27 protein-coding genes and 1 pseudogene are annotated in these 23,684 nt (G+C 65.1%); 20 read left to right on the forward strand and 8 right to left on the reverse strand.

The window, feature by feature from the left end; all coding sequences use genetic code 11:
- The first annotated feature begins 34 nt into the window (after positions 1–34).
- The 5 genes from F8O05_RS12630 to F8O05_RS12650 all read left to right on the forward strand — a co-directional run bounded on the left by F8O05_RS12630 (position 35) and on the right by F8O05_RS12650 (position 4,522).
- A complete protein-coding gene (locus F8O05_RS12630) occupies positions 35–1,075 on the forward strand; it encodes a zinc-binding alcohol dehydrogenase family protein (RefSeq protein WP_158053109.1) in 1,041 nt (346 codons plus the stop codon).
- A gap of 107 nt (positions 1,076–1,182) precedes the next feature.
- Entirely contained in the window at positions 1,183–2,112 is a 930-nt protein-coding gene (locus F8O05_RS12635) for an SURF1 family cytochrome oxidase biogenesis protein (RefSeq protein WP_158053110.1), read from the forward strand.
- Between the two features lie 57 nt (positions 2,113–2,169).
- Positions 2,170–2,385: a hypothetical protein gene (locus F8O05_RS12640; protein ID WP_158053111.1), complete on the forward strand. Its 216-nt coding sequence runs from the start codon at positions 2,170–2,172 to the stop codon at positions 2,383–2,385.
- Between the two features lie 65 nt (positions 2,386–2,450).
- Positions 2,451–3,059 (forward strand): DUF5134 domain-containing protein, encoded by a 609-nt coding sequence (locus tag F8O05_RS12645; RefSeq protein WP_192497187.1) that lies wholly within the window; start codon positions 2,451–2,453, stop codon positions 3,057–3,059.
- A 29-nt stretch (positions 3,060–3,088) separates the two neighbouring features.
- Entirely contained in the window at positions 3,089–4,522 is a 1,434-nt protein-coding gene (locus F8O05_RS12650; protein ID WP_158053113.1) for a PepSY-associated TM helix domain-containing protein, read from the forward strand.
- Between the two features lie 49 nt (positions 4,523–4,571).
- On the opposite strand, the pseudogene F8O05_RS12655 reads toward F8O05_RS12650, so the two are convergent.
- Positions 4,572–5,513: pseudogene (locus F8O05_RS12655) on the reverse strand (cation diffusion facilitator family transporter).
- A gap of 146 nt (positions 5,514–5,659) precedes the next feature.
- Between F8O05_RS12655 and F8O05_RS12660 the strand changes: the two are divergent.
- Entirely contained in the window at positions 5,660–6,052 is a 393-nt protein-coding gene (locus tag F8O05_RS12660) for an ArsR/SmtB family transcription factor (protein ID WP_158053114.1), read from the forward strand.
- A 31-nt stretch (positions 6,053–6,083) separates the two neighbouring features.
- On the opposite strand, the gene F8O05_RS12665 is transcribed toward F8O05_RS12660, so the two are convergent.
- On the reverse strand, positions 6,084–7,394 hold the full coding sequence (locus F8O05_RS12665) for an Nramp family divalent metal transporter (RefSeq protein ID WP_158053115.1): 1,311 nt from the start codon (positions 7,392–7,394) through the stop codon (positions 6,084–6,086).
- Positions 7,395–7,521: 127 nt separating this feature from the next.
- Between F8O05_RS12665 and F8O05_RS12670 the strand changes: the two genes are divergently transcribed.
- The 5 genes from F8O05_RS12670 (at position 7,522) to F8O05_RS12690 (ending at position 13,344) form a co-directional block, all read left to right on the forward strand.
- Positions 7,522–7,899 carry a BlaI/MecI/CopY family transcriptional regulator gene (locus F8O05_RS12670; protein ID WP_158053116.1) on the forward strand — a complete coding sequence of 126 codons (378 nt, stop codon included), beginning with the start codon at positions 7,522–7,524 and terminating at the stop codon, positions 7,897–7,899.
- A gap of 7 nt (positions 7,900–7,906) precedes the next feature.
- Positions 7,907–8,722 (forward strand): M56 family metallopeptidase, encoded by an 816-nt coding sequence (locus tag F8O05_RS12675; RefSeq protein ID WP_158053117.1) that lies wholly within the window; start codon positions 7,907–7,909, stop codon positions 8,720–8,722.
- A gap of 94 nt (positions 8,723–8,816) precedes the next feature.
- The gene (locus F8O05_RS12680; protein ID WP_158053118.1) at positions 8,817–9,050 is read left to right on the forward strand and encodes a heavy-metal-associated domain-containing protein; all 234 of its coding nucleotides are present in this window, start codon (positions 8,817–8,819) and stop codon (positions 9,048–9,050) included.
- Complete coding sequence (locus F8O05_RS12685) at positions 9,047–11,107, forward strand: cytochrome c oxidase assembly protein (protein WP_158053119.1); 2,061 nt, start codon at positions 9,047–9,049, stop codon at positions 11,105–11,107. Before F8O05_RS12680 ends, F8O05_RS12685 begins: the two co-directional genes overlap by 4 nt.
- A complete protein-coding gene (locus F8O05_RS12690; RefSeq protein WP_158053120.1) occupies positions 11,104–13,344 on the forward strand; it encodes a heavy metal translocating P-type ATPase in 2,241 nt (746 codons plus the stop codon). The genes F8O05_RS12685 and F8O05_RS12690 overlap by 4 nt, the downstream gene beginning before the upstream one ends.
- A 59-nt stretch (positions 13,345–13,403) precedes the next feature.
- On the opposite strand, the gene F8O05_RS12695 is transcribed toward F8O05_RS12690, so the two are convergent.
- Positions 13,404–13,697: a metal-sensitive transcriptional regulator gene (locus F8O05_RS12695; RefSeq protein WP_158053121.1), complete on the reverse strand. Its 294-nt coding sequence runs from the start codon at positions 13,695–13,697 to the stop codon at positions 13,404–13,406.
- 129 nt (positions 13,698–13,826) lie between these two features.
- On the opposite strand from F8O05_RS12695, the gene F8O05_RS15115 reads away from it, so the two are divergent.
- From F8O05_RS15115 to F8O05_RS12735, 8 genes are all read left to right on the forward strand, one after another.
- Positions 13,827–14,012: a hypothetical protein gene (locus tag F8O05_RS15115; RefSeq protein ID WP_158053122.1), complete on the forward strand. Its 186-nt coding sequence runs from the start codon at positions 13,827–13,829 to the stop codon at positions 14,010–14,012.
- Between the two features lie 25 nt (positions 14,013–14,037).
- On the forward strand, positions 14,038–14,409 hold the full coding sequence (trxA, locus tag F8O05_RS12705; RefSeq protein ID WP_158053123.1) for a thioredoxin: 372 nt from the start codon (positions 14,038–14,040) through the stop codon (positions 14,407–14,409).
- A 194-nt stretch (positions 14,410–14,603) separates the two neighbouring features.
- Positions 14,604–16,034, forward strand: a complete 1,431-nt coding sequence (locus F8O05_RS12710; RefSeq protein WP_158053124.1) for an MBL fold metallo-hydrolase — start codon at positions 14,604–14,606, stop codon at positions 16,032–16,034.
- 43 nt (positions 16,035–16,077) lie between these two features.
- The gene (locus F8O05_RS12715; RefSeq protein ID WP_158053125.1) at positions 16,078–16,866 is read left to right on the forward strand and encodes a sulfite exporter TauE/SafE family protein; all 789 of its coding nucleotides are present in this window, start codon (positions 16,078–16,080) and stop codon (positions 16,864–16,866) included.
- Entirely contained in the window at positions 16,863–17,459 is a 597-nt protein-coding gene (locus F8O05_RS12720; RefSeq protein WP_158053126.1) for a DUF4395 domain-containing protein, read from the forward strand. Before F8O05_RS12715 ends, F8O05_RS12720 begins: the two co-directional genes overlap by 4 nt.
- Before the next feature lie 11 nt (positions 17,460–17,470).
- Positions 17,471–17,851, forward strand: coding sequence for a rhodanese-like domain-containing protein (locus F8O05_RS12725; protein ID WP_158053127.1), 381 nt, complete (start codon positions 17,471–17,473; stop codon positions 17,849–17,851).
- A gap of 102 nt (positions 17,852–17,953) precedes the next feature.
- Positions 17,954–18,481, forward strand: a complete 528-nt coding sequence (locus tag F8O05_RS12730; protein ID WP_158053128.1) for a MarR family winged helix-turn-helix transcriptional regulator — start codon at positions 17,954–17,956, stop codon at positions 18,479–18,481.
- Entirely contained in the window at positions 18,481–19,320 is an 840-nt protein-coding gene (locus tag F8O05_RS12735; RefSeq protein WP_158053172.1) for an SDR family oxidoreductase, read from the forward strand. The genes F8O05_RS12730 and F8O05_RS12735 overlap by 1 nt, the downstream gene beginning before the upstream one ends.
- 137 nt (positions 19,321–19,457) lie before the next feature.
- Here F8O05_RS12735 and F8O05_RS14860 read toward each other — a convergent pair whose 3' ends face one another.
- The 5 genes from F8O05_RS14860 to F8O05_RS12755 form a co-directional block, all read right to left on the reverse strand.
- Positions 19,458–20,009, reverse strand: a complete 552-nt coding sequence (locus F8O05_RS14860) for a TetR/AcrR family transcriptional regulator (protein WP_192497188.1) — start codon at positions 20,007–20,009, stop codon at positions 19,458–19,460.
- Positions 20,010–20,113: 104 nt separating this feature from the next.
- Entirely contained in the window at positions 20,114–20,449 is a 336-nt protein-coding gene (locus tag F8O05_RS14865; protein WP_192497189.1) for a hypothetical protein, read from the reverse strand.
- Between the two features lie 32 nt (positions 20,450–20,481).
- Positions 20,482–21,684 carry an NADH:flavin oxidoreductase gene (locus F8O05_RS12745; protein WP_158053130.1) on the reverse strand — a complete coding sequence of 401 codons (1,203 nt, stop codon included), beginning with the start codon at positions 21,682–21,684 and terminating at the stop codon, positions 20,482–20,484.
- 16 nt (positions 21,685–21,700) lie between these two features.
- Positions 21,701–22,327, reverse strand: coding sequence for a TetR/AcrR family transcriptional regulator (locus tag F8O05_RS12750; RefSeq protein ID WP_158053131.1), 627 nt, complete (start codon positions 22,325–22,327; stop codon positions 21,701–21,703).
- A gap of 137 nt (positions 22,328–22,464) precedes the next feature.
- The gene (locus tag F8O05_RS12755) at positions 22,465–23,067 is read right to left on the reverse strand and encodes a DUF5134 domain-containing protein (protein WP_225735907.1); all 603 of its coding nucleotides are present in this window, start codon (positions 23,065–23,067) and stop codon (positions 22,465–22,467) included.
- Between the two features lie 138 nt (positions 23,068–23,205).
- On the opposite strand from F8O05_RS12755, the gene F8O05_RS12760 reads away from it, so the two are divergent.
- Positions 23,206–23,598, forward strand: a complete 393-nt coding sequence (locus F8O05_RS12760) for a hypothetical protein (protein ID WP_158053132.1) — start codon at positions 23,206–23,208, stop codon at positions 23,596–23,598.
- Positions 23,599–23,684: the final 86 nt, after the last annotated feature.

The following is a 23,684-nucleotide window of genomic DNA, read 5'->3' on the forward strand; positions in this document are numbered from 1 at the left end:
ACCCCTCAGCTACCTGAAACAGAAAGGAAAGGACTTGAAAGCCGTCGGATACACCCGCGCTGGCGCCATCGACGATGATGGCGCTCTCGTCGACGTCGAGCTGCCCCAGCCGGCACCCGGAGAGCATGATCTGCTCGTCAAGGTGCATGCCGTCTCCGTGAACCCGGTGGACTGCACCATCCGTGCAACTGAGCAGCCCCGCAGCGGCCCACCTCGGATCCTCGGCTACGACGCCGTCGGCACGATCGTTGGACTCGGCGATTCCGTGGAGGACGAACCGCTGCTCGAGCACTTCGCGATCGACGATCGCGTCTTTTACGCAGGAGCGATCGACCGACCGGGGAGCAACGCCGAGTACCAGCTCATCGACGCGCACCTCGCCGCCCACGCACCCGCCTCGCTGAGCGATGTGGAAACGGCGGTGCTGCCGCTGGCGGCACTCACCGCGTGGGAGCTGCTCTTCGACCGACTCGAGGTGCCGCGCCCCGTCCCGGGCGCGGCATCCGCCGTCGTCATCATCGGCGGGGGAGGCGGGGTCGGCTCGATGGCGATCCAACTGCTGCGCGCCCTCACCAACCTCACCGTCATCGCCACCGCCTCGCGCGCCGTCACGAAGGCGTGGTGCGCGAACCTCGGCGCCCACCACGTTCTCGACCATCGCCGACCGCTCGCCCCACAGGTGGCCGAGCTCGGCCTCGGAGATCCGGGTTTCGTGCTCTCCACCGCAGGGTCGGAGGAGCGGCAGAAGGACATCGTCGAGCTGCTCGCCCCGCAGGGCCGATTCGGATACACCGACCGACCCGAACTCGACGTTCCGGCGTTCCAAGTGAAGTGCATCTCATTGCACCCCGAAGATGTGTTCATGCGCTCCCGACTGCAGACTCTCGATTTTGCTGAGCAGAGCGAGATCCTCCGGCAGGTTGGCGAGCTCGCCGACGCCGGGAAGATCCGCAGCACACTGACCAGCACGATCGGCGCGATCAACGCCGCCACCCTCGCTCAAGCCCATCGTCTCATCGAGAGCGGTACGGCGGTCGGGAAACTCGCACTCGAAGGCTTCACCTCGCAGCCATAGCAGCTGCCGCCCAGCTTCGGGCGGTTCAGGGAAAGGATGACCGGCATGATGTTTACCGCCCTCACGCTCCGCATCGACCACGGTGCGCTGACCACGTTTTGCGCAGTATGACAACACAGACCGTCACTTCCGAGCAAGGCCCCTCCCTCGCCGGAGAGGACTATCCTTATGAGTCGCCCCAAACGCAACCGGGTTGGTCGTTCCTGCGCTCGCGCCGGTGGCTCGGCTACTACGTCCTCCTCATTCTCTTCTGCATCGTCTGCGTCTGGCTCGCCGACTGGCAGTTCGACCGGCGAGCAGACGCTCGAGCGGAGATCGCCCGCATCGACCAGAACTACGACGCCCCGGCAATCCCGCTCGAGGAGGCCGTGCCCGACCCCACGAGCTTCGACGAGAACGCACTGAAATGGCAGACCGCCACCGTTCGGGGTGAGTACTTCGGCGAACCCTTCCTCGCACGCAACCGTCCCGGCCCAGAGGGGGTCGGTTCCCAACTTCTCCAAGCTCTGCGCACCGAGCAGGGGCCCGTGTTCATCGTCGATCGCGGTTGGGTGCCGGTCAACGGCAACGAAGCGAATGCGGGTGATGCCTGGCTCGATCGCGTCCCGCCACCTCCTGCCGGATTGGTTGAGGTCGACGTACGACTCCGTGCGAGCGAACCGCAGGTCGTAGGTCGCCTCTCCCATGGCAGCACGGTCGCCAGTATCAACCTGCCCGAACTCGCTCGAGTGGGAGGATTCGACGAGGCCTACACCGGGGCGTACGGCATGCTCATCCGAGAAACCCCCGACGCCGCAACCGGAGTGCTCCCCGAGCCCCCGGAGCGCGACGAAGGCCCTCACCTTTCCTACGCGCTGCAGTGGTACGTGTTCATCCTCATCGCTGCCTTTGGCATCGTCTACGCCGCCCGGCAAGAACATCGCGGACTGAACGCGGGCAGCGAAGCCGTCCTGAGGCAGGATCGACGAGCTGCTGTGCGCAAAGCCCGGCGCGGGACGACCGACGCCGAAGAGGAAGACGCCCTCCTCGACAACTAGCATTCGCGAGCAGTGACAGGCATGCGAACGTCCCCCGGGTCATGGAAAGGAGCAGGAATGGAGATCGCTTCCTGGATTACGCAGCTTCTCATCATGTCCGTGCTGATCGCCGTCATTGCCGGTGCCGGCGCACCTCCGCGCGATGGCAGTGAACCCCCGACCGTGCGCGAGGAGCTCGATGATCTCGGCTACCGGGTGCGCGGCTTCGCCGCCAGGCTGAAGAACCGATGGCAGCGGTGCGGAACACGGAGGAAACGTCCCCCACGCCGTTGACGGGTGGCCGAGTTGCGACGGGGTACGGAGTTGCCGACGGCTACTACAAGATGTAGATTTACTCCGTGCTGGCTTCTCCCTGGGATTGGATCCTGACTGTTCTGTTTGCGTTGACGGGTGTCTACTGCCTTTGGCACCTTTCCGCTTCGTGGGATCGCTTCACCATGAGGGCTGATCGTGCGGTCGACGTGCTGCATGCGGTCATGAGCGTGTCGATGATCGCAATGATCTGGTTCCCGACAGGCTCGGTCGGTACCTGGGTGCAGATTGTGGCGTTCGGGGTAGTGAGTATCGTGATCGCAGCATATGCGAGCGCGAAAGCAGTCCCAGCAGGTGTGCGTTTTGATCTCGGCATCCATGTGCTGCTAGCAGGCGCGATGGTGTGGTTGCTTGCGGCTATGCCTCTCATGATGAGTGGAATCACGGGGCCGGGTTCTGGCGGTGGCGGGCATGACGGGCACGGCGCGTTATCCGTTCCGGATGCAGCTGCCGTGAGCGCGGAAACACCGACATGGGTGTCGCTGGTGACCTGGGTTCTGGTCGTGTTTTGTGCCATTGCGATGGGCTGGTGGGCATACCGTCTCTCCCGTGAACGGACGCACCGCGCTCATGTGATGTGTCATATCGGCATGGCCCTCGGCATGGGGGTCATGTTGGCACTCATGATCAGCTGAATCTGCTCTTATTTCCCAGGAGGGTGCGTATGACCACATCTCAGATAGGCCGTGCCGACGAACGATCGACGGACGATTCGGGACGGGCGCTCCCGCGGGCGCGATGGTGGCGAGACGGCTTCCGGCCGCTGCTTGCGCGTCTGCACTTCTTTATCGGCGTATTCGTGGGCCCGTTTATCCTGATTGCCGCAGTCACCGGGCTCATGTACGCTGCGACCCCCGCAATCGAGCAGATCGTGTATCGGGACACGCTCACCGTCGCACCTTCCGGATTACCTCTTCCGCTTGCGCAACAGGTGAGCGCGGCCCAAGAAGCCCAGGTCGACGGCACCCTCATCGAGGTGCGCCCCGCCACGAACCCAAATGACGTCACCCGCGTTATCTTCTCGACCGAATCCGATCCCGCTGACCGAGACCTTACCGTGTTCATCAACCCATACAGTGGTGAGGTAACGAACACGCTGCCAACCTTCGGTGAGTGGCTGCCCGTGCGCTCCTGGTTCGATGACCTGCATCGGACGCTGTTCCTCGGTGATGTCGGGAGGCTCTATAGCGAGCTCGCGGCGAGCTGGCTGTGGGTACTCGCCGCATCCGGCCTCAGTATCTGGGTGTTCCGAAGAGTCCGCAAAGGCAGGCGGCGGACTCTGGTTATCCCCACGCGCGGGGTAACGGGACGCGGGCGGTTGATGGGATGGCACGGTGCGCTCGGCGTGTGGCTCGCACTCGGCATGCTCTTCCTCTCGGCCACCGGCCTGACCTGGTCTCAGTATGCCGGAACGAACGTCGGGAACCTTCGAGAAGCACTCGACTGGACCACCCCGTCCGCCGCCGCAGCGCTCCCCGAGAACACCGAGGTTCCCGAGATTTTGGAGCAGGAGCTTCCTGCGGCTCTCGAACGCGCCGCGGAAAGCGCCCGCGACGAAGGACTCGACGGGATCATCAAGATCGTGCCAGCCGAGAGCGGTGAGGCGTGGACGGTATCCCAGACGCAACGCAGCTGGCCCGAGAAACAGGACTCCATTGCGGTGAATCCGGCCACCGGGGAAGTGTTGTCCCGAGTCGACTTCGCCGACTGGCCGCTCGCGGCAAAGCTCGCCCGCTGGGGAGTCGACGCGCACATGGGCTTACTCTTCGGCGCTGCCAACCAGATCGTGCTAGCGGCGATCGCGTTCGGGATCATCTTCATGATCCTCTGGGGATACAGGATGTGGTGGCTGCGACGCCCGACCACACGCGCCGCCCGGTCAGGTTACCTGCGTCCACCCGGCGCTGGACGGACGCCCACTCGCGTCGCAACCTTCGTGATCGCCCTCCTGGGCGTCGGGGCTGGCCTCTTCGCGCCCGCACTCGGGGGTTCGCTCATCCTGTTCCTCGCCGTCGATCTCGCCCTCGGCACCTTTCTGAGGCGCCGAGTCTCCCATATGAATAGTGCCGAGCCGAAGCGAAGCTTCTCCGCGACGTAGTGACAGATTTGACGTGACACCGCCTCATGCCATCGGGTACAGGCGAGTTTCAAGGGTGCTTCAGTCCCGCCGGTTCGTCTTCGCTGATGTGCGCCGTCTCGATCTGGAAGGTCGAATGGTTGACCGAGACCTCGAAGTGCTCGGCCACGCACGTCTTTACCGCCTGAAGCATTTCGGCTGCGTGCCCGTCGGTGAAGCACTCGTCCTCGACGACGACATGGGCGGTGATCGTCGGCAGGCCGGTCGCGACCGTCGATGCGTGCAGATCGTGCACATCCTTGACGTGCTCGAGCTCGAGGATGTGTGCCCGCACTGCGTCGAGATCAAGGCCCTTGGGGGTGAACTCCATAAGCACACTCGTCGTCTCACGCATCAGTTTGAAGGCGCGGGGCACGATGAGCGCCGCGATAAAGAGGCCTGCGAGCGCATCGGCGCGCTGGAAACCGGTCGCCGCGATCACGATCGCAGCGACGATCACACCCAGGGAGCCGAGCGCGTCGTTGACCACCTCGAGGAACGCGGCACGCATGTTGAAGTTCGCGCCGCGGCTCGAGGAGAGGATGAGGATGGCGGTGATGTTCGCGACGAGGCCGACGATACCGAAGATCAGCAACTCGGTCGCGGGCACCTCCGGTGGCTCGAACAGGCGCCGGATGCCCTCGATGGCCGTGTAGAAGCCGACCACGAGCAGCAGCGTCGCCTACCCGAGCGCGGCGATCACCTCGATGCGTCGGAACCCCCAGGTGCGCGTCGATGTCGCCGGCCGCAGCATCAGCGTCGCAGCGATCAGCGCGACCAGCAGCCCCGAGGCGTCGGTGATGGCATGCGCGGTGTCGGTGAGCAGGGCGAGGCTACCGGTTATGACTGAGCCGACAGCCTGCGCCACGACAATCGTCGCGGTGATGCCGAAGGCGATCCAGAGCTTGCGGCGGTAGTCGCCGGGTTGCCCCGCCTCGGCCGCGCTCGGCCCGTGATCATGTCCTGCACCCATTCGGGATCTCCGTTCTCGTTCAATACCACCCAATGCACTTCATTATATGGATAACATTGCTATATAGCGATGTTATCCATATAGGAGGAGCGGCAGCAGTCCCTTCCGATCTGCGGTGATTGCCGATTCGGAGATAACATCGTGATATGACGATGCAAGCCGAACGATCCCAGGAGCTCCCGACGATCGCCGAAGCTGAGGCGCTCACCTCCGCTGCGGCCCTCTTCCACAGCCTCGGAGACCCATCCCGCCTGGTGATCCTGCAGCACCTGCAGCTCGGCGAGCACCGCGTAGTCGACCTGGTGAAGCACCTCGGACTTTCTCAGAGCACCGTCTCCAAGCACCTCGCCTGCTTGAAGGACACCGGCATGGTCGTATCGCGAGCGGAGGGACGGGCCTCGATGTACTCCCTCGCGCATCCCGACGCCTTCGTCGCGATCCTCGCAGCGGCCGAGAAAATGCTCGCACTCACCGGAGACGTGGTGCGCCTGTGCCCGCACCATCACGGCGCGAGCAATGCCGTTGTAGGTGAGGCCTAACCGCCCTGCCCGTCGGTTCGCTCAGCGCAGCTCATCCGGCTCCGGTGACAATGAGCCATACCAGCAGCACGTTCAATGCCGCGAGGAAGACGGCCGCCACGACACCAGCTGCAGTGGTGAGCACACGGTTACGGAACGGCCCAAGCACCTCCGCCTTCGCCGTCAGCGCGACGAGCGGGATCAGGGCGAACGGGATCCCGAACGACAGCACGACCTGGCTCAGCACCAGTGCGAGCGTCGGGTCGACGCCGAAGGCGAGCAGCGCGAGCGCGGGCACGAGGGTCACCAGTCGCCGGGCCAGCAGCGGCACCCGGATATGGAGCAGACCGCGCATGATCTCGGCGCCAGCATAGGCACCCACTGAGGTGCTGGCGAGGCCGCTCCCGAGCAGCCCAACCGCGAACAGCGTGGCGACGGTCGGGCCGATCCCCTCCCGCAGCGCCGCATATGCGCCCTCGAGAGTGTCAGTCCCGGAAACGCCGGCGAGGTTCGCAGCAGCAAGGAGCAGGATACACAGATTCACCGTGCCGGCGATGAGCATCGCGATGGTCACATCCCAGCGAGTCGCCCGTAGGAGGCGCAGCGTCGAGATTCCGCGGAGACCCTCGAGCACCACCCCGCGAGACGTTCTCCCCAAAGAGTCGATGTGCGACTGCTCCGTCGCCGGAGTGAAACGATCCCGGGCCAATGCGCTGTGGGCGTAGATGGCGTGGGGCATGATCGTCGCGCCGAGAATCGACGCCGCTAACAACACGGAGTCAGTGCCCTCGAAGCGGGGCATGAGCCCTTCACCGACCCCGGCCACGTCAGGCGGCGCAATGAAGACGCCATAGGCGAACCCGATCGCGATGATCACGATGAGACCGATCACGACGAACTCGAACGGTTTCGCGCCGCCCCGAGACTGTACCGACAGCAGCGTAATCGAAACGGCGCCGGTGATAAGTCCACCCCACAGCAGCGGCACCCCAAAGAGCAAATAGAGTGCGACCGCACCGCCGATGACCTCCGCGATGTCCGTGGCCATCGCGACGAGTTCGGCTTGCAGCCAGTACGCGCGCCGCGCCCAGGGCCTGCGGATGCGGCTCCCCAGCGCTTCGGGAAGGCTCTGGCCGGTGACAACTCCCAGCTTGGCCGAGAGGTATTGGATCAACCACGCAATGATGTTGCCGAGCACGACCACCCACACGAGTAGGTACCCGTACCTGGCTCCCGCAGTCATATTGCTGGCGACATTGCCGGGATCGAGGTACGCGACCCCCGCGACCAGCGCGGGGCCAATCAACCAGGCAAGGCGACGTGGCGAGGCTTCGGGCTGCTTGATGCTGACACTATTCGTCATGCCGTAATCATAAGTTCGCTATGCCTAAGTTTCCAAGTTGCTCAGTTGGTGCGATCGACCAGCACTGCGTAGAACGCGCTTGCCGAAATCTGTTCTTGTAGGGTGGGACATACGAGGGAGGACGGTCATGGCGGGTGTGCGCAAGCGCGAATGGGGCGGGCTCGAGGAGGAAGTCATGCGGCGACTCCATGAGCAGGAGCAGCCCATCAGCGCACGCGAGCTGCAGCAAGGATTCAGTGAACCCGTGCCGGCATACACGACCCTGATGACGACCCTCACCAGGCTCGAAGGCAAAGGCAGGATTCAGCGCATTGAGGAGTCGCCCCGCAAGATCAGCTTCAGCGCCCTGCGATCCAGTGAGGAGGAAGCCAGCGAGACGATGACTTCAGCACTCGAGCATGCCGCCGACCGCCGAGCCGCGCTCCTTGCGTTCGCCGGTAACCTCGCCGACGACGATGTCACCGTGCTCATGGACGCCTTCGGTAGCTCAACGCCACGAGGATAGCGCGACCATGCTGCCACTCGCTCTCACGCTGCTCGGCACTGCAGTAGCCCTGGCCCTGCTCTGCCCCCATCTGCTGACCAAGGGACGATGGCAGCTCTTCCACCCGCGGGCGGCACTGACGATCTGGTTCGGATCATTCGGCCTCGGCGCCACAGCCGCCCTCTTCGGCTTCGCACTCGGCGTCGTTGCCATAGAGTCGGTGCGGCATGCCAACCCGCACACCCCCGGAGTGGCGGTCACGGAGGCGATCTGGGTTGCTGCAGGAATCTCTGGACTCGCTGCCGCTTTCGTCTTCCTATGTGCAGGGTCGCTGCAGTCGCTTCACCCAGACTTGCACTCTCAGGCGATCGCGTACGCCCGAGACGAACACATCGGCTTCACTCTCGTCCGCTTCCATTCGGACATGCCAGAGGCCTATGCCGTCCCCGGTCGGCGCCCCGAAATCTTCGTCTCCTCAGCGATGGGGCAGCTCCTAACGGCCCCGCAGCTGCAAGCGGTGCTCGCCCACGAGTTCGCGCATCTTCGCCATCGACACGGATTGGCGATGCGCATCGCTCAACTCAACGCGCTCTTTCTCCCCGGTACGCGCATCGGCCGAGCACTCGAGCGCGCCACGCGCTTGCAGATCGAGCTCGCCGCCGACGATGCTGCCGCCCGGCAGGTCGGTGCCGTGCACCTCGCGAATGCACTCACTGTCCTTGCGACCGCAACACAGGACGTTGGCATGACCCTCCGCGCCCAGCGCCTCACCCAGAAGCGCTGGCCTGCAGCTCAGCGTCGCAGGCTCCCGCAGGGCTTGCGTGCCGCTCCTCAGCTGCGCTAACCTCGGCGCACGGGCCGTTCGAGCGAACCTGCCATATGCCTACATCTACATCTTGTAGTCTTGTGCAAGGATTCCGAGGAGAGGACAACGAGGGATGGACGTTACCAGCGAGCAGGAGCTCCCCGTCAACGGGATGACCTGCGGCCATTGCGCCCAGTCGCTGGCCACGGTGCTCAGCACGCTCGGCGGAATCGACAACGTTGACGTCGACGTAGCCCCCGGGCGGGTAACCCTGTACTCCGCGCACCCTCTCAGCGCTGGCGAGCTTGCAGCAGCGGTCAGCGAGGCAGGATTCGAGTTCACCGCCGTCCACGAGCGAGCACGATGAACACCAGCGGGATCACAGTCACGCCCGCCGGGACATCGGAAGAGCGCTCATCACGTCGCACTGCCGTCGCTCTCGGAGTTGTAGCTCTCGGCGCCATCGCAATCCTCATCCCTCCGATCGTCGCAACGCTCGGTATTGGGCCGGCAGCCTACGAGCAGATCTACCTCACCTTTCCCGGGTTCGAGGTCGCCGTACCGACTTCGATCGGCCAGGGGCTCGGCGATCTCGCCGCTGCGCTCACCCTCGGCGCCCTCCTGTACCTCTTGTTCTTCCGCGACGCTCGCGGCGCGCGAGCCATGCGGATTGAGCGGAGCCCTGAACTCACCGTGCTGCGCGTCGCATCCGTCTCATGGGTAATCGTGTCGGCGGGCATGGTGGTTCTCGAGTCTCTCGACAGCGTGGGCATGCCCCTTTCCCGTCTTTCGGAGCCAGGCGCGTTCGCTTTTCTATACTCCACGAGTGTCTTCCCGCGTGCTTGGACGGTGTCCCTGATTGCGGCCGTCGTCACCTCGTTTTCCTGCCAGTTCGTCACCCGCTGGACAGGACTCCTTATTCCTCTCTGGGCGACCTGCTTCGGCATTCTCGCCCCCGTCGTCGTCGGGCAGATCCTCGTCGGTCCCGACCACGATATCGGCAGCGATGCTGGTACCTACCAGACCCTCGCCACAGGTGCGGTCTTCGGCGTCAGCGTCATCGCCGCCATCCGCGCCGCGCAGGGCCGCAGCCTCGACCCGGTCATCGTCACCCGCCTCACCAGGTTTGTTCTCGTCGGCATCCCGCTGATCGTCGTCACCGACGTGCTCCTGACCTGGTTCAAGCTCGCCGGATCTGGTCTCCTCGACTCCGAGACTGGGTGGCAGATCTTCGCCCGCTGGATATGCCTCGTACTTCTCATCGTCGCTCTGCTCGGCTGGCGCGCGGCGCAGCGAGCGAATCCGACACAGGCCGCGATCTTGCCGCCCGCCATTGCCACTCTCGCGATCACCGGCTGGATCGGGATCACCGCGGCGATGACGAGGATCCCGCCGCCTCACTACTTCCAGCCCACGACGATCTCGCAGGTGTTCCTCGGCTTCAACGTCGACGAGCCGCCGTCGATGCTTGTTTGGTTCACGCACTGGCGGCCCAACCTCCTCTTCATTGTGCTTGCGATCGTCGCCGTCTCCGCCTACCTCTTGGCCGTGCGCGTGCTCCGGAGGCGGGGCGACAAATGGCCGATCGGCCGCACCATCTCATGGATATGCGGATGGTGCGTAGTCGTCTTCGCCACGAGTTCTGGCTTCGGGAAATACTCCGCCCCCGATTTCGGGACCCACATGATTGTGCATATGAGCCTGAACATGCTCGCCCCGATCCTCCTAGTAATGGGGGGCATCATCACGCTGCTATTGCGCGCGTCACAATCCGATCCCACTCGACCAGCAGGGCTGCGCCAATGGATCACCTGGGTGCTCCATTGGAAAGTGCTCCGCTTCGTTTACAATCCACTGATCGTGTTCGTGCTCTTTGTAGGCTCCTACTACGGTCTCTATTTCACCGGCATTTTTGGTGAGGCGATGCGGTTCCACTGGGCCCATCAACTCATGAACGTGCATTTCCTCATCGCTGGGTACCTGTTCTACGGGCTCGTAATCGGAGTCGACCGTCCGCCGCGCCCCCTCCCGCACATCGGCAAGCTCGGCTTCGTGCTCGCCGCGATGCCGTTCCACGCCTTCTTCGGTGTGATCCTGATGATGGCTGACGGCGAGTGGATCGCGGAGAACTTCTACCTCTACTTCGGGTTGCCCTGGACAGACCTCCAAGCCTCCCAGTACCTCGGCGGCGGCGTCGCCTGGGCCGGCGGCGAACTGCCGCTGCTGCTCGTCATCATCGCGCTCGGCATCCAATGGTCGAGGCAGGACGCGAAAGAGGCCCGCCGGAAGGATCGGCACATGGACTCCGGCCGTGACGAGGAGTTCGACGATTACAACAAGATGCTCGAAACCCTTGCCAACAGGCGCCAGGCCCCAGGCCCCGGTCGCCCCGCACCTCAAAGTGACAAGGAGGCCCCGCAATGAGCACGGGCACGGACATCGCCGAGCCGCTGCAGCTCGATGTCTCAGGAATGACCTGCGCCGCCTGTGCGGGCCGCGTCGAGCGCGCTCTCAATAAGATCGACGGCGTCACCGCGAGCGTGAACTACGCGACCGAGCGCGCCATCGTCTCCGGCCTCGGCACCGCGCGCGCGAGCGAGGCCCTCGAGCGCGTCGAGAAAGCCGGCTACGGCGCCCGCATCCACGACGACGCCGACGACGCCTGGTCGAAGCGCGCCACCGAGGTGCGCATCACCTCGCTGCGCAGACGGCTCATCCTCGCCGCCGTGCTCACCGTGCCGCTCATGGATCTCACGATCGTGCTCGCCCTCGTCCCCGAGTGGCGCTTCCCCGGCTGGGAGTGGCTCTGCGTCGCCCTCGCCGTCCCGATCGTCACCTGGGCGGCCTGGCCGTTCCACAAGGCCACCCTCAGAAACCTCCGCCACGGCGACGTCAGCATGGACACCCTCGTCTCCCTCGGCATCACCGCCTCATTCGGCTGGTCGGTCGTGACGCTGCTATTCGGCATCGAGGGGAGCGGGGCCGGGTACTGGCTCGGCATCGGCGCCACCCCCGAGGGGGCGAACGCCATCTACCTCGACGTCGCCGCAGGCATGACCACCTTCCAGCTCGCGGGCCGCTACTTCGAAACCCGCTCCCGCCGCAAGGCCGGCGACGTGCTCGGCGCACTCAGCGAGCTCGCCGCCACGCACGTCCGCATCCAACGCGACGGCACCGAGGAAATCGTGCCCGCCTCAGCGCTCCGCGTCGACGACGTGTTCGTCGTGCTGCCGGGCGAAACCCTCCCCGCCGACGGCACCGTGATCGCCGGCAGCGCCGACATCGACGCCAGCATGCTCACCGGCGAACCGCTCCCCGTCGCAGCCGGCAGCGGCGACACCGTGATCGGCGGCACAATCAGCACCAACGGCCGCCTCGAGGTACGCACGAGCTCCGTGGGTGCGCACACCCAGCTCGCGCAGATGGCCGCCCTCGCCGAGCAAGCCCAGGCCCGCAAAGCCCGCGTGCAGACCCTCGTCGACCGTGTCACCCGCTACTTCGTGCCCGGCGTGATCGTCCTCGCCATCCTCGTCACCGGCGGGTGGATGCTCGCCGGCCGCTCCTTCGAGGAAGCCTTCGGGATCGGCATCTCCACCCTCATCATCGCCTGCCCCTGCGCCTTGGGGCTCGCCACCCCGACCGCGCTCATGGTCGGCATAGGCCGGGGCGCCAGCCTCGGGATCCTCGTCAAGGGGCAGGACGCGCTCGAGGCGAGCGGCACGATCAGCACCGTGGTGCTCGACAAGACCGGCACCCTCACCACCGGCGAGATGAGCGTGCGCAGCATCGCCACCGTCCCCGGCGTCGCCGAACACGAGCTGCTGCACATCGCCGCCTCGGTCGAGCAAGGGTCTGAGCACCTCATCGCCCGCGCCATCGTCGCGGCCGCGAAGAAGCAGATCACCGACCTCGACCCCGTCAGAGACTTCATCGCCGTACCCGGCCGCGGGGCCTCCGGCACCGTCGCCGGCGACACCGTCCTGATCGGCAGCCTCGCCTACCTGGACGAGCAGGGCCTGTCCACCGGTGCCGCCCGCGTCTACCTCAGCGAAGCCGACCCCACGGAATCGACCGTGTTCGTCGCCCAGGCGGGACGCCTCATCGGGCGCTTCGGCCTCGCAGACACCATCAAACCGAACGCCCGAGCTGCGATCCAGGCGCTCCGGCAGCAGGGCCTCACCACGGTACTGCTCACCGGCGACTCCCGCGCCGTCGCCGAGGAGATCGCCGGCGCCCTCGGCATCGACCGCGTCTGTGCCGAAGTGCTGCCCGCCGAGAAAGCCGATGCGATCCGCGAGCTGCAGGCCGCGGGGGAGCGGGTCGCCATGGTCGGGGACGGCATCAACGACGCCGTCGCCCTCGCCGCCGCCGACCTCGGCCTCGCCGTCGTCTCCGGCACCGACATCGCCCTCAAGTCGGCCGACATCATCCTCGTGCGGGAAGACCTCGCCGTGATCCCCGAGGCGATCGAGCTGTCGCGGCGCACCCTGCGCACCATCCGCGTGAACCTGGGCTGGGCGTTCGGCTACAACCTCGCCGCGATCCCGATCGCCGCCGCTGGATTCCTGAACCCCCTGATCGCCGCCGGTGCGATGGCGCTCTCCTCGGTGCTCGTCGTGTTCAACAGCCTCCGACTGCAAAACTTCCGCCGCGCAACCTAAGCGATTATCTGCTCCGGCCTTGAGTATTGAACGGCATCGAGATCTGAGCCGGTCGTGCCTCAGGCGAGGCTGAGGAAGAGCCTCTCCAACTCATCCTGGTCAGCCGGCTCCCCGTCCGGGGCGGTGAGGCACTCCTTGAGCGCGCTGGAAATAATGAGAAAGCCCGCGCGATCGAGTGCTTTCGTGACGGCCGCGAGCTGGTGGACCACATCACGGCAGTGGGCGTCGTCTTCGACTGCGCTGATCACGGCAGCGAGCTGTCCGTGCGCACGGCGGAGACGGTTCACCACCTTGCGTTTGGCCTCCTCATCGCGCGAAGCCGTGCTGAGGTCGGGTGCGGTCGCGTCTGACATCGCTGCCTGCTTTCAAGAGTCAAACCGGGTAGGACTTGACAACAAGGATACCCCAGGGGGTATAGTTCTGACTATTGAAGAATACCCCCATGGGTATCTCAGTCTGGTTCGAGAGATGAGGAGCACAGCATGTGTCGAGCGACGAAGTGCCGCACCTGTGGGAAGACGACCTGGGCGGGCTGTGGCCAGCACGTAGCGATGGTGAAGATGAGCGTGCCGGCTTCCGATTGGTGCAACGGTAAGCACTCGCAGGCCCAAATCGACGCAGCGAAGACCGAACGGGGCGGGTTCTTCTCTCGCCTCTTCGGACGCTGAACCGCTGAGAAAGAGGAGCAGGATTATGGCGACGAAGAACCTGACTCACGCGGACTTCACTGAGACGGTCGGCGAAGGGATCGTGTTCGTGGATTTCTGGGCGGCGTGGTGCGGGCCCTGCCGGGCGTTCGCGCCCGTGTTCGAGCAGGCTGCTGTGCAGCACCCGGACATCGTGTTCGGCAAAGTCGACACCGAAGCCGAGCAGCAGCTCGCCGCCGAGTTCCGCATCACGTCGATTCCGACACTGATGGTGTTCCGCGACGGGATCATGGTCTACGCGCAGCCGGGCGCGCTTCGCGCACCGCAGCTCGATCAGCTGATCCAAGGCGCCCGCGATCTCGACATGGAAGACGTGCGTAGACAGCTCGCCGAACGCGACGCGCAGCCCGCATCCTGACCACCCACCCCACCGGCACATCGTGAGAGAGGACCCCAACATGTGCGCTCGAATCACCTGCTCGACCTGCGGAAAACCCACCTGGACCGGTTGCGGCCAGCACATCGAGGAAGCCCTCGCCGGGGTTCCCGAAGCCGAGCGCTGCACCTGCCGCTGACGCTCTTCACCCGTTCACGACAGAGAAGGATCTGATCATGCTGCTGGAACGCATCTACGACGAGGATCTCGCGCAGGCGAGCTACTTCATCGGTTGCCAGGCGAAGGGCGAGGCGATCGTCGTCGACCCCCGCCGCGACCTCAACGCGTACCTCGAGCTTGCCGCGAAGCACGCCATGCGGATTGTCGCCGTCACCGAGACCCACATCCACGCCGACTACCTTTCGGGCACCCGCGAACTCGCCGCAAGGACCGGCGCGCAGATGTACGTCTCCGACGAAGGCGGCCCGGACTGGACATACGGCACCGACTTCCACGACGCCGTACGGATGAAGCACGGCCACCGGATCATGCTCGGCAACATCATCGTCGAAGCCGTGCACACCCCCGGCCACACCCCCGAGCACCTGTCGTTCCTCGTCACCGACGGTGCGCAGTCGGACAAGCCCGGATTCATGCTCACCGGAGACTTCGTGTTCGTCGGCGATCTCGGCCGCCCCGACCTGCTCGACGAAGCCGCAGGCTTCGTCGATACCCGCTTCCAAGGAGCGAAGGATCTCTTCGCGAGCCTCAAGCACCGCTTCCTCACTCTCCCCGACTACGTGCAGGTGCTCCCCGCCCACGGCTCCGGCAGCGCCTGCGGCAAGGCGCTCGGCGCGATCCCCTCCTCGACCGTCGGCTACGAACGCAACTTCTCCTGGTGGAGCCAGTACCTGAAGAACGACGACGAACAGGGCTTCGTCGACGAACTCCTCAGCGGCCAGCCCGATGCGCACGCCTATTTCGGGCGCATGAAGATGGAGAACAAGGTCGGGCCCGCCGTGATCGGAGAGACGCCCACGCTCGTCGAGTACACGGCTGAGCAACTGTCGGCGGAACTTGCGGCCGATACGGTCATCCTCGTCGATACCCGCCACAACAGCGAAGTGCACCTGGGCACCGTGGAGCGTTCGCTCAACATCCCAGGGGTCGACAAGGCTGCAAGCTACGGCGCCTGGGTGGTCGACCCGTTGGTCGAGCAGCGCCCTCTCGTGCTGCTTGCCGCCGACTTCGAAGAGGCAGAGGCGATGCGGGACCACTTGATCCGTGTCGGAATCGATACGGTGGGCGGGTACGTCACTTCGCTCGACGGTCTCGACCTGGTGATTCCAAAGCTCGTGCAGCCGGAAGAGCTCGACAGTGTCGAGCGGGCGATGCTGCTCGATGTGCGCAACAAGACCGAATACGCCGAAGGGCACCTGCCCGGTGCGCATCAGCTCTCGGGCGGGCGGGTGCTCTGGAATCTCGATCTGCTTCCCGACCCCGGAGCCGGCACGATCGTGTCGTACTGCCAGAGCGGAGTCCGCAATAGTGTTGCCGCCAGCGCGCTGCGCCGGGCAGGCTACGACGTCGCCGAGCTCGACGGCAGCTACGCCGCCTGGACCGCAGCAGGCAACACCCCCGCGACCAGCACGCCGGTCTCAGTCTGACCCGTCTCATCGGCTGCAGCCTTTCCGCACTAGGAGTCCGTGCATGGAACTGACGCTCGTTATCGCGCTGCTGCTCACGGTGCTCGTTGGTCTCTCGCTCGGGCTCCTCGGCGGGGGCGGTTCCATCCTCACGGTCCCGATCCTTACCTATGTGCTGGGGATGGAGCCGCGCGCTGCGATCGCCTCATCCCTGTTCGTCGTCGGCGTGACGAGTGCCGTGGGGCTGATCACGCATGCTCGAGCGGGGCGGGTGCGCTGGAAGACCGGGCTGCTCTTCGGGATCGCGGGCATGGTCGGCGCGTTCTCGGGCGGGTGGCTGGGCGACTGGATCCCCGGACCGCTGCTGATGATCCTGTTCGCAGTCATGATGATCGCGACCGCCACTGCGATGATCCGCGGACGCAGAGCACCCGCGAACGATGCGCAGGCGCAGAACGACGGGGCCAGGTTCCCGCTCGCCCGGATCCTGCTCGTCGGATTCCTCGTGGGCCTCGCGACCGGCCTGGTGGGGGCCGGCGGCGGGTTCCTGATCGTGCCCGCACTGAACCTCCTCGGAGGGCTGCCGATGGCGGCTGCGGTCGCGACCTCCCTGCTCGTGATCGTCATGAACACCACCTCCGGACTCACCGGGGCACTCATGTCCGTGCCGCTCAACTGGCCGATCGTGCTCACCTTCACCGGCGTCGCGGTCGCCGGGTCCCTCCTCGGCGCCCGGCTCACCGGGCGGATCCCCGAGCAGGCCCTCCGTCGCGGTTTCGGCGTTTTCGTACTCGCCATGGGCGTACTCGTCCTCACCCAGGAAGCTCCGAACCTGATGGCAGGCCTCGCATGACCCGCACCACCCGACACACATCCGCACCTGCGTGGCCGCGCGTCGGCCGGATCGTCCCCGGCTACGCGGTCCCGGTGATCAACGAACGGGAAGCCCGAGCCGCCGCAGGCCTCCTCTTCCTCCTCGGAATCGTGCTCTACTTCACCGCCATCCACGCAGGCACCGCCGAACCGCTCAAGCCCTTCGGTGCCGTGTTCGTGCTCGACATGCTGATCCGCGTCCTTGCCGGCGATCGATACGCGCCCTCCCTCGCGCTCGCACGCATCATCGTCGCCCGACAACAGCCCGAATGGGTCGGGGCACCCCAGAAGCTGTTCGCCTGGTGGCTCGGCTACGGCATGGGACTCGCAGCCTGTCTCGCGACCGGCCTCCTTCAGGCCCCGCTCTGGGTGACGCTCGTCCTCTGCGGTATCTGCCTCACCCTCCTCTTCCTCGAAACCGCATTCGGCATCTGCGTCGGCTGCAAACTCCAATCCCTCCTCGCCAAAACCCCACCGCAGCACTGCGCAGGCGGCACCTGCGAAATCTCGGACGACACCGCACCCGCATCAACACTCACCACGCTCCCTCACCCCACCTCACCTGCACGATGAAAGGACCGCTCATGCGCCACACACTCACGAAAATCGCCCTTCCCCTGGCCGCCGGAGCGCTCGCGCTCGGCCTCGCCGCCTGTACCAGCGCGCCCGCCCCCACGGAAGACGCCGATATTCCAACAGGCGCCATCATTCTCGACGTCCGCACGCCCGAGGAATACGCGGCAGAGCACCTCGACGGAGCGAAACTGCTCGACTTCAACGCCGGTGAAGTCACTGAAGCCATCCCGAACCTCGACCCCGACGCCGACTACCTCATCTACTGTCGATCCGGGAACCGTGCCGGCCAAGCCATCACCCTCATGGAACAGGCTGGGTTCACCAGCCTCACGAACCTCGGCTCACTCGAACAAGCCGCAGAAACCACAGCTCTCACTATCGTGCGCTGATTCACCTCGGCGCCAGCCCGGAAGAGTGACGGACACGGTCGAAATCACTTTGCTCACGAAGGGATAGTTGCCTTTGGAAACTATCGAGCGTAGGCTGCAATCATGACCGGTCGAGAGCTCGATGCAGATGCGGAGCTGCTGGCGGCGTTGACGAAACTCAATTTGCGATGGTCATCGGCCGAGTTCCAACGGCGGGTTGTCGCGGCTGTGGGACTTGATCTCGACGACACTGCTGTTCGCGCCATCTATGTGATCGGGCTGCTCGGCGAAGCTCAGGTGAGCGTGATCGCCGATGAACTGCACCTCACACGCCCGACCGCGTCGAAGCTCGTCTCTCGGCTCGAACGCGCCTGCCTGATCCGACGCTCTCCCGGCGCACGGGATGCGCGGGTGAGGAACGTGAGCCTCACCGGACCGGGGTGCGACGCGTTCGCTCTGCTCGTCGACGCGGGGATCCAGATGGTTCGGACGGCCACGGCCGGATGGCCGAAGGAGGACCGTCGCCGATTCGCCGCACTGCTCGACGGGTTTGTTGAACGGCTCGTCGATGAACCGGCAGTCGCACTGCCTGGGGCCGACGCGGTCTCACCGAATCGGGCGGAGATGCCGCCCTCAGGAAAGGAAGAATGATGGCACGCACCTATGTGATCACCGGGGCCGGATCCGGGATCGGGAAGACCACTGCGGAGATCCTCGCCTCGCGAGGCGACCGGGTGATCGGCGTCGACCTGAAAGGCACCGAAGTGACCGGCGACCTCTCCACCCGATCAGGGCGACAGGCCGCGGCGGAAGAAGCGAGCCGTCTCGCAGGCGGCACCGTGGATGCCGTGATCGCCTGCGCCGGGCTCGCGCTCCCGAAGGCGCTGACGGCGAAGGTCAACTACTTCGGCATGACAGAATTCCTCGAAGCGATCCAGCCGGCACTGACGACCTCGAATGCTCCCCGCGTAGCACTGATCTCCTCAATGGCGTCTCTGCAGCCCGTCGCCGAGCCCCTGGTCGACGCGCTGCTGACCGACGATGAGGACGCTGCGCTGGCGATCGCGGAACAGCTGGAGCAGGATCCGCAGCTTGGCGGGCTGATCTACTCTTCCTCGAAGCGCGCGATCTCCCGGTGGGTACGCCGGGAAGCGCCGAAAGCGCAGTGGGCCGGCGCCGGCATCCCAGTCAACGCCGTCGGACCGGGCACCGTTGTGACACCGATGACACAGGACCTGCTCGCGACCTCGGAGGGCACTGCCCTGGTCGACACGATGGTGCCGATGCCACTGAACTACCACCAGAGCCCGGAATCCATCGCGAATCTGCTCATCTGGCTCACCTCTGAAGAGAACACCCACTGCTGCGGCCAGACGATCTACTGCGACGGCGGCGCCGACGCCGTGCTGCGCGGCGACGACATCTGGACGTGGAACGAGGAAGCCATCCAATCGAAGTTCGCGGATCTGCAGTCGCAGCTAGCTTCCTGATCGGTACCCGTCGCAGCTCGCACTGCTCGCAGAAATGAGCGGGGGGCATCGGTTGCCACCACAACAGATACCCACCACGGGACAGAGAAAGCGAGGCTCTTCCTGCTCGTAAGCTCCGAAATCCATCGATACAGAGTTCAGCTGCTCGCAGATCCGCGCGGTCGCCTCAGGGCTCGGTCGGTTCCGGCTTTCTCCCAGCTTGCGAGGGCCTCGGACGCCAGCTGCGGCGGGATTGTGCTCGATTCGCTTTCAGCGGTGCTGGAAGCTTTGCGAATGGTCGCGGACACCGCGTCGAGCACTTGCTGCGATTGCTGCCGGTATGGTGCGGCGAACGTGGAAGAGCGGAGCGCGAGGAGCAGGAACTCGTGATGCAGCAGGATCGTTTGAGTGTCCTCGCCGAGCGCGCGATGGATGCGTTGAGTGATCGCCGCCAGATCGAGTGACCGTTTCGAGACATTGTCGTACTCCGTCGCCACTTGGGAGAGCGCTGAGATCTGCTTCTGAGTGTGCTGCTGCCACAACGCCTCCCAGAGGGCTTCTTTCGAGGAGAAGCTGGAGTAGAACGCTCCCCGAGAGTATCCGGCACGAGCGCAAATATCCTCGATGGGTGCGCTGATTCCCCGTTCAGCGATCAGGGCGCACGCAGCATCCAGGATACGAGAACGAGTGGCGCCCCGCCTGCCTACCAATGCACCACCAGCCGTCGGCGCGGGGAACTGACATGCATGTCTCGCTCTCCCGCCAGCCAGGCGCTCTGGTATAGCGGTGTAGACATGTGCACTCCTTCCAAAAGCTAAGAAACGACTAAGCGTCGTTGTGCTTTCCCGGCCCGGTAGTGGATGAGCCAGCTCCCAAGGCCCGCGAGTACCGCTCCGCCGGTCGCGCCGATTATCGCGAGGAGCCACATGGTGTATCGGTCGTCGACTTCTCCCGCGACGGTGATAACCATGACCGCGGGGATCGACCCGAGCAGCAGGGCCCCTGCGGCAGCACCCGCGATGATCCCTGAAACATCCCGTACGGCTTGCGTGACCTTGCGGCCCCACTGCTTCCGCCCGGAAAGGAGGATGCCGAGGAGCGCGAGGAGTGCGAGAGCGAGCACAATCGTGAGCAGGGTGATGTAATCCATGGTGATGCTCCCTATCCTGATTTGTTGTGCGCTTAGGCGAGTACGGGTTGCGGGACGCCCGCGGTGGTTGCGAGGGGGCAGCGGGTGCCGGTGAAGATGCTTGCTGCGCAGAGGTTGCAGTGGAGGCACGCGGACTTCGTGGCCTGATCCTGTGCGATGCGGTTGATGAGGTTCGGTTCGCGTAGCACGGCTCGCGCCATCGCGACGAAATCGAAGCCCTCTTCCATCGCGGTCGTCATGTGGTCATGGTTCGTAACACCGCCGAGGAGGACGAGCGGCAGGGACACTTCCCGGCGGAACTGCCTCGCGTAGTCGAGGAAGTAGAGCGGCTCATACGGGTAATTCTGGAAGACGAACTTTCCGAACATGTTCATGCCGAGTTTCAGGAGCCACATCTGAGTGGCGGCCATCTGTTTCATGGGCACGTCACCACGGAAGAGGAACATGGGGTTCAGAAGCGATGATCCCCCGGTGAGTTCGAGAGCATCCACGGTGCCGTCCTGCTCAATGAGCTGCGCGAACGGGATCGATTCGTCAAGCCACAAGCCACCCTTTACGCCGTCGGCCATGTTGATCTTCGCAAGCACCGCAACACCGTCACCTGCGTGCTCGCGCACTTCCTGCAGGATCGCCCTGGGGAATGCTGCACGTTTCTCGAACGACCCACCCCATTCGTCTTTCCTCCGGTTGATGTTCGGGCTGAGGAAAGAGCTTGCAAGATAGTTGTGGCCGACATGCACCTCGATCGCGTCGAACCCGACCTGCCCGGCCATTCTGGCGGCCTCGCCGTGCTGTCGGATGACCCGGCGGATGTCGTCTTTTGTGGCCGCACGGTCCAGGCTCATCGACAGCGGGTTCGGGCGCGCAGACGGGGCAAGGGAAGGGAGCTTGTTCGAGCGTGAGTTCGCGACGGGGCCTGCGTGTCCGATCTGGGCGGAGATCTTCGACCCTGTCTCGTGGATCGCATCCGTGAGTCGCTGCAGGCCGGGCAGTGCTTCCTCCCGCCAATAGATCTGGTCACGTTCGGTGCGGCCCTCTGGGGCGACGGCGAGGTAGGCGACGGTCGTCATGCCGATCCCGCCTTCGGCTACCTTGCGGTGGAAGCCGATGAGATCGTCACTGACCAGAGCCCCTGGCGTCATGCCCTCGAATGTGGCCGACTTGATCACCCGGTTGCGAAGCTCGACCGGCCCCAGTCGGGCAGGGGCGAGCGGATCAGGCACTGAACGGGTCATGGGAGTCTCCTGTAGGTCAATGAGCGGGTTGCACGGATGGGGTGGTGAAGTTCAGCCAGGACAGTGCCTGCGACACGACGTCTGCGGGCTCGGACGCCGGGTCGGTTTCTGCCCAGTTCAGGAGTGCCTCGAACGCAGTCGACTGGTAGGCGATCGCAATCCCACGGCATGACGCCGCAGGCATTCCCGTGAAGCGTGTGGAGATGTACTCGGTGATCGCGTCCACCCACGGCTGATACGCGGCCGCGGCGCTCGCCCGTAGCGCGGGCTCTTCGGAGATGAGCCGCAACCAGAGAGGACCGCTCGAGCGATGCTCGTGCAGGACCGCGAGGGACCGTACGACCGCTGCAGAGATCACTGCAGACACGGCCGCATCTGAGTCGGCGGCGTCAAAGCTCTCTTTGAGAACTTCAGTCGCGCGGGGCACCGCAACCCAGGCAAGCTCCTCCTTAGATGAGAAGTGACGCAGAATAGTCCGTTGGCTGATGCCAGATGCGGACGCGATATCTGCCCACGTCACCCGGTTGAAGCCCTTCTCGCTCCACAGTTGCAGGGCGATCGCGCCGACCTCGACACGGTCCACTGTCGTTGGGCGACCGGGTGACCGGGCGTGGTTACGTAAGGCGTGTGAAATGGCGGGCATGTTCCCATGACATCAGTTTTGGCGTAAAGTGTCAATATTGCTTGCATGTGAGGAGCGGGAGCGACGTGGGCACCTATTTGATCACGGTGTCCCTTCTGGCGCTCGGCCCGCAATCTTCGTAAGTCGCGCCGTAGCCGCTACCCGTTCATGAGCAGCAGCATCGCCGCCATACCCGCCGCCATTAGACAATGGCAGAGCCCATGCAGCCGCTCGCCACGGATCGTCGCCGCACGGTGCACCCACCACAGTGCGATCGCCGCGCTGCCTGCTGCAAAGACCCCGTTCAGCACGTCGACCCAGGGCGGCGTCGACATCTCCATCATCATTGACCCGCCAGCAGCCTCACCGTGCCCCCCGCCGCCCATGTTCGCCATGAGCAACGGCATCGCCGCGATCATCCACACCATCGCGGCCGCGAGCCAGATGTGCCCGGCGAGATCCACGCGACGGGCCAGCGACGGCGCCCTCCAGAGTCCCGGCGTCAGTGCGAGCGCGAGCACGGTGAAGACCACGATTTGCGCCCAGTTCAGTGCTGCCGGGATCATCATGAACCAGCACATCGCGATCATTCCGACGCTCATCACCAGATGCATGAGGTGGATCGCCGTCGACTCGAGCACCGGGCCGCGCGGTGCCCCGGCCGGCGGCCGATGCGCGATGAGGCGCACGAGGCAGTACACCCCGGTGAACGCGAAGACGACGGTGAGGATCAGATTCCACGGGGCAGTCAGCATACCCATTAGCTTACAACTACATCATGTAGAGTACGGGGCGAGGCCCGCACCCCATGGTTCCCCTAACCAGGGGCAGGGGAGGACACATCCCGGGCGCCGGCGTGGCCCAGACCCTCTGCGGCGTCTGCGAAAGGAACACTGACCATGACCGGACTCACCTTCGCCGTCGGCGGCATCCTCACCGCCACCGGCGTGATCGCCTACGTCGCCTCCGACGCGAGCAGCCTGACCGCACTCATCCCCGCAGCGCTCGGCGTGCTCATCCTCATCGCCGCCTTCATCTCACGCGCGCCGAAGGCCCGCCGGCACGCGCTCCACGCCGCCCTCGCGATCGCCCTCCTCGGCATCGCCGGAACCGCCATGAACGTGATGAAGCTCGGGGAGCTCTTCGCCGGCACCGCCGAACGCCCGAACGCGGTGATCGCGAGCACCGTCACCTTCGTCGTCCTCCTCGTGTTCCTCGGTGCCGGCATCGCCTCCTTCGTGCGCGCCCGCCGCTACCGCGCCGCCCAAGACCCGGCGAACGCCCCCGCCTGACCCGCAGCTGCAGACCCCAGCATGTCCAGTCCCGCACCCGAGCCGCGCCCGCCGTCTGCGGTGCCGCCGTCCTGGGGCTGGGCACG

The sequence above is a fragment of the Gulosibacter chungangensis genome, assembly GCF_008831155.1.
Taxonomy (GTDB): domain Bacteria; phylum Actinomycetota; class Actinomycetes; order Actinomycetales; family Microbacteriaceae; genus Gulosibacter; species Gulosibacter chungangensis.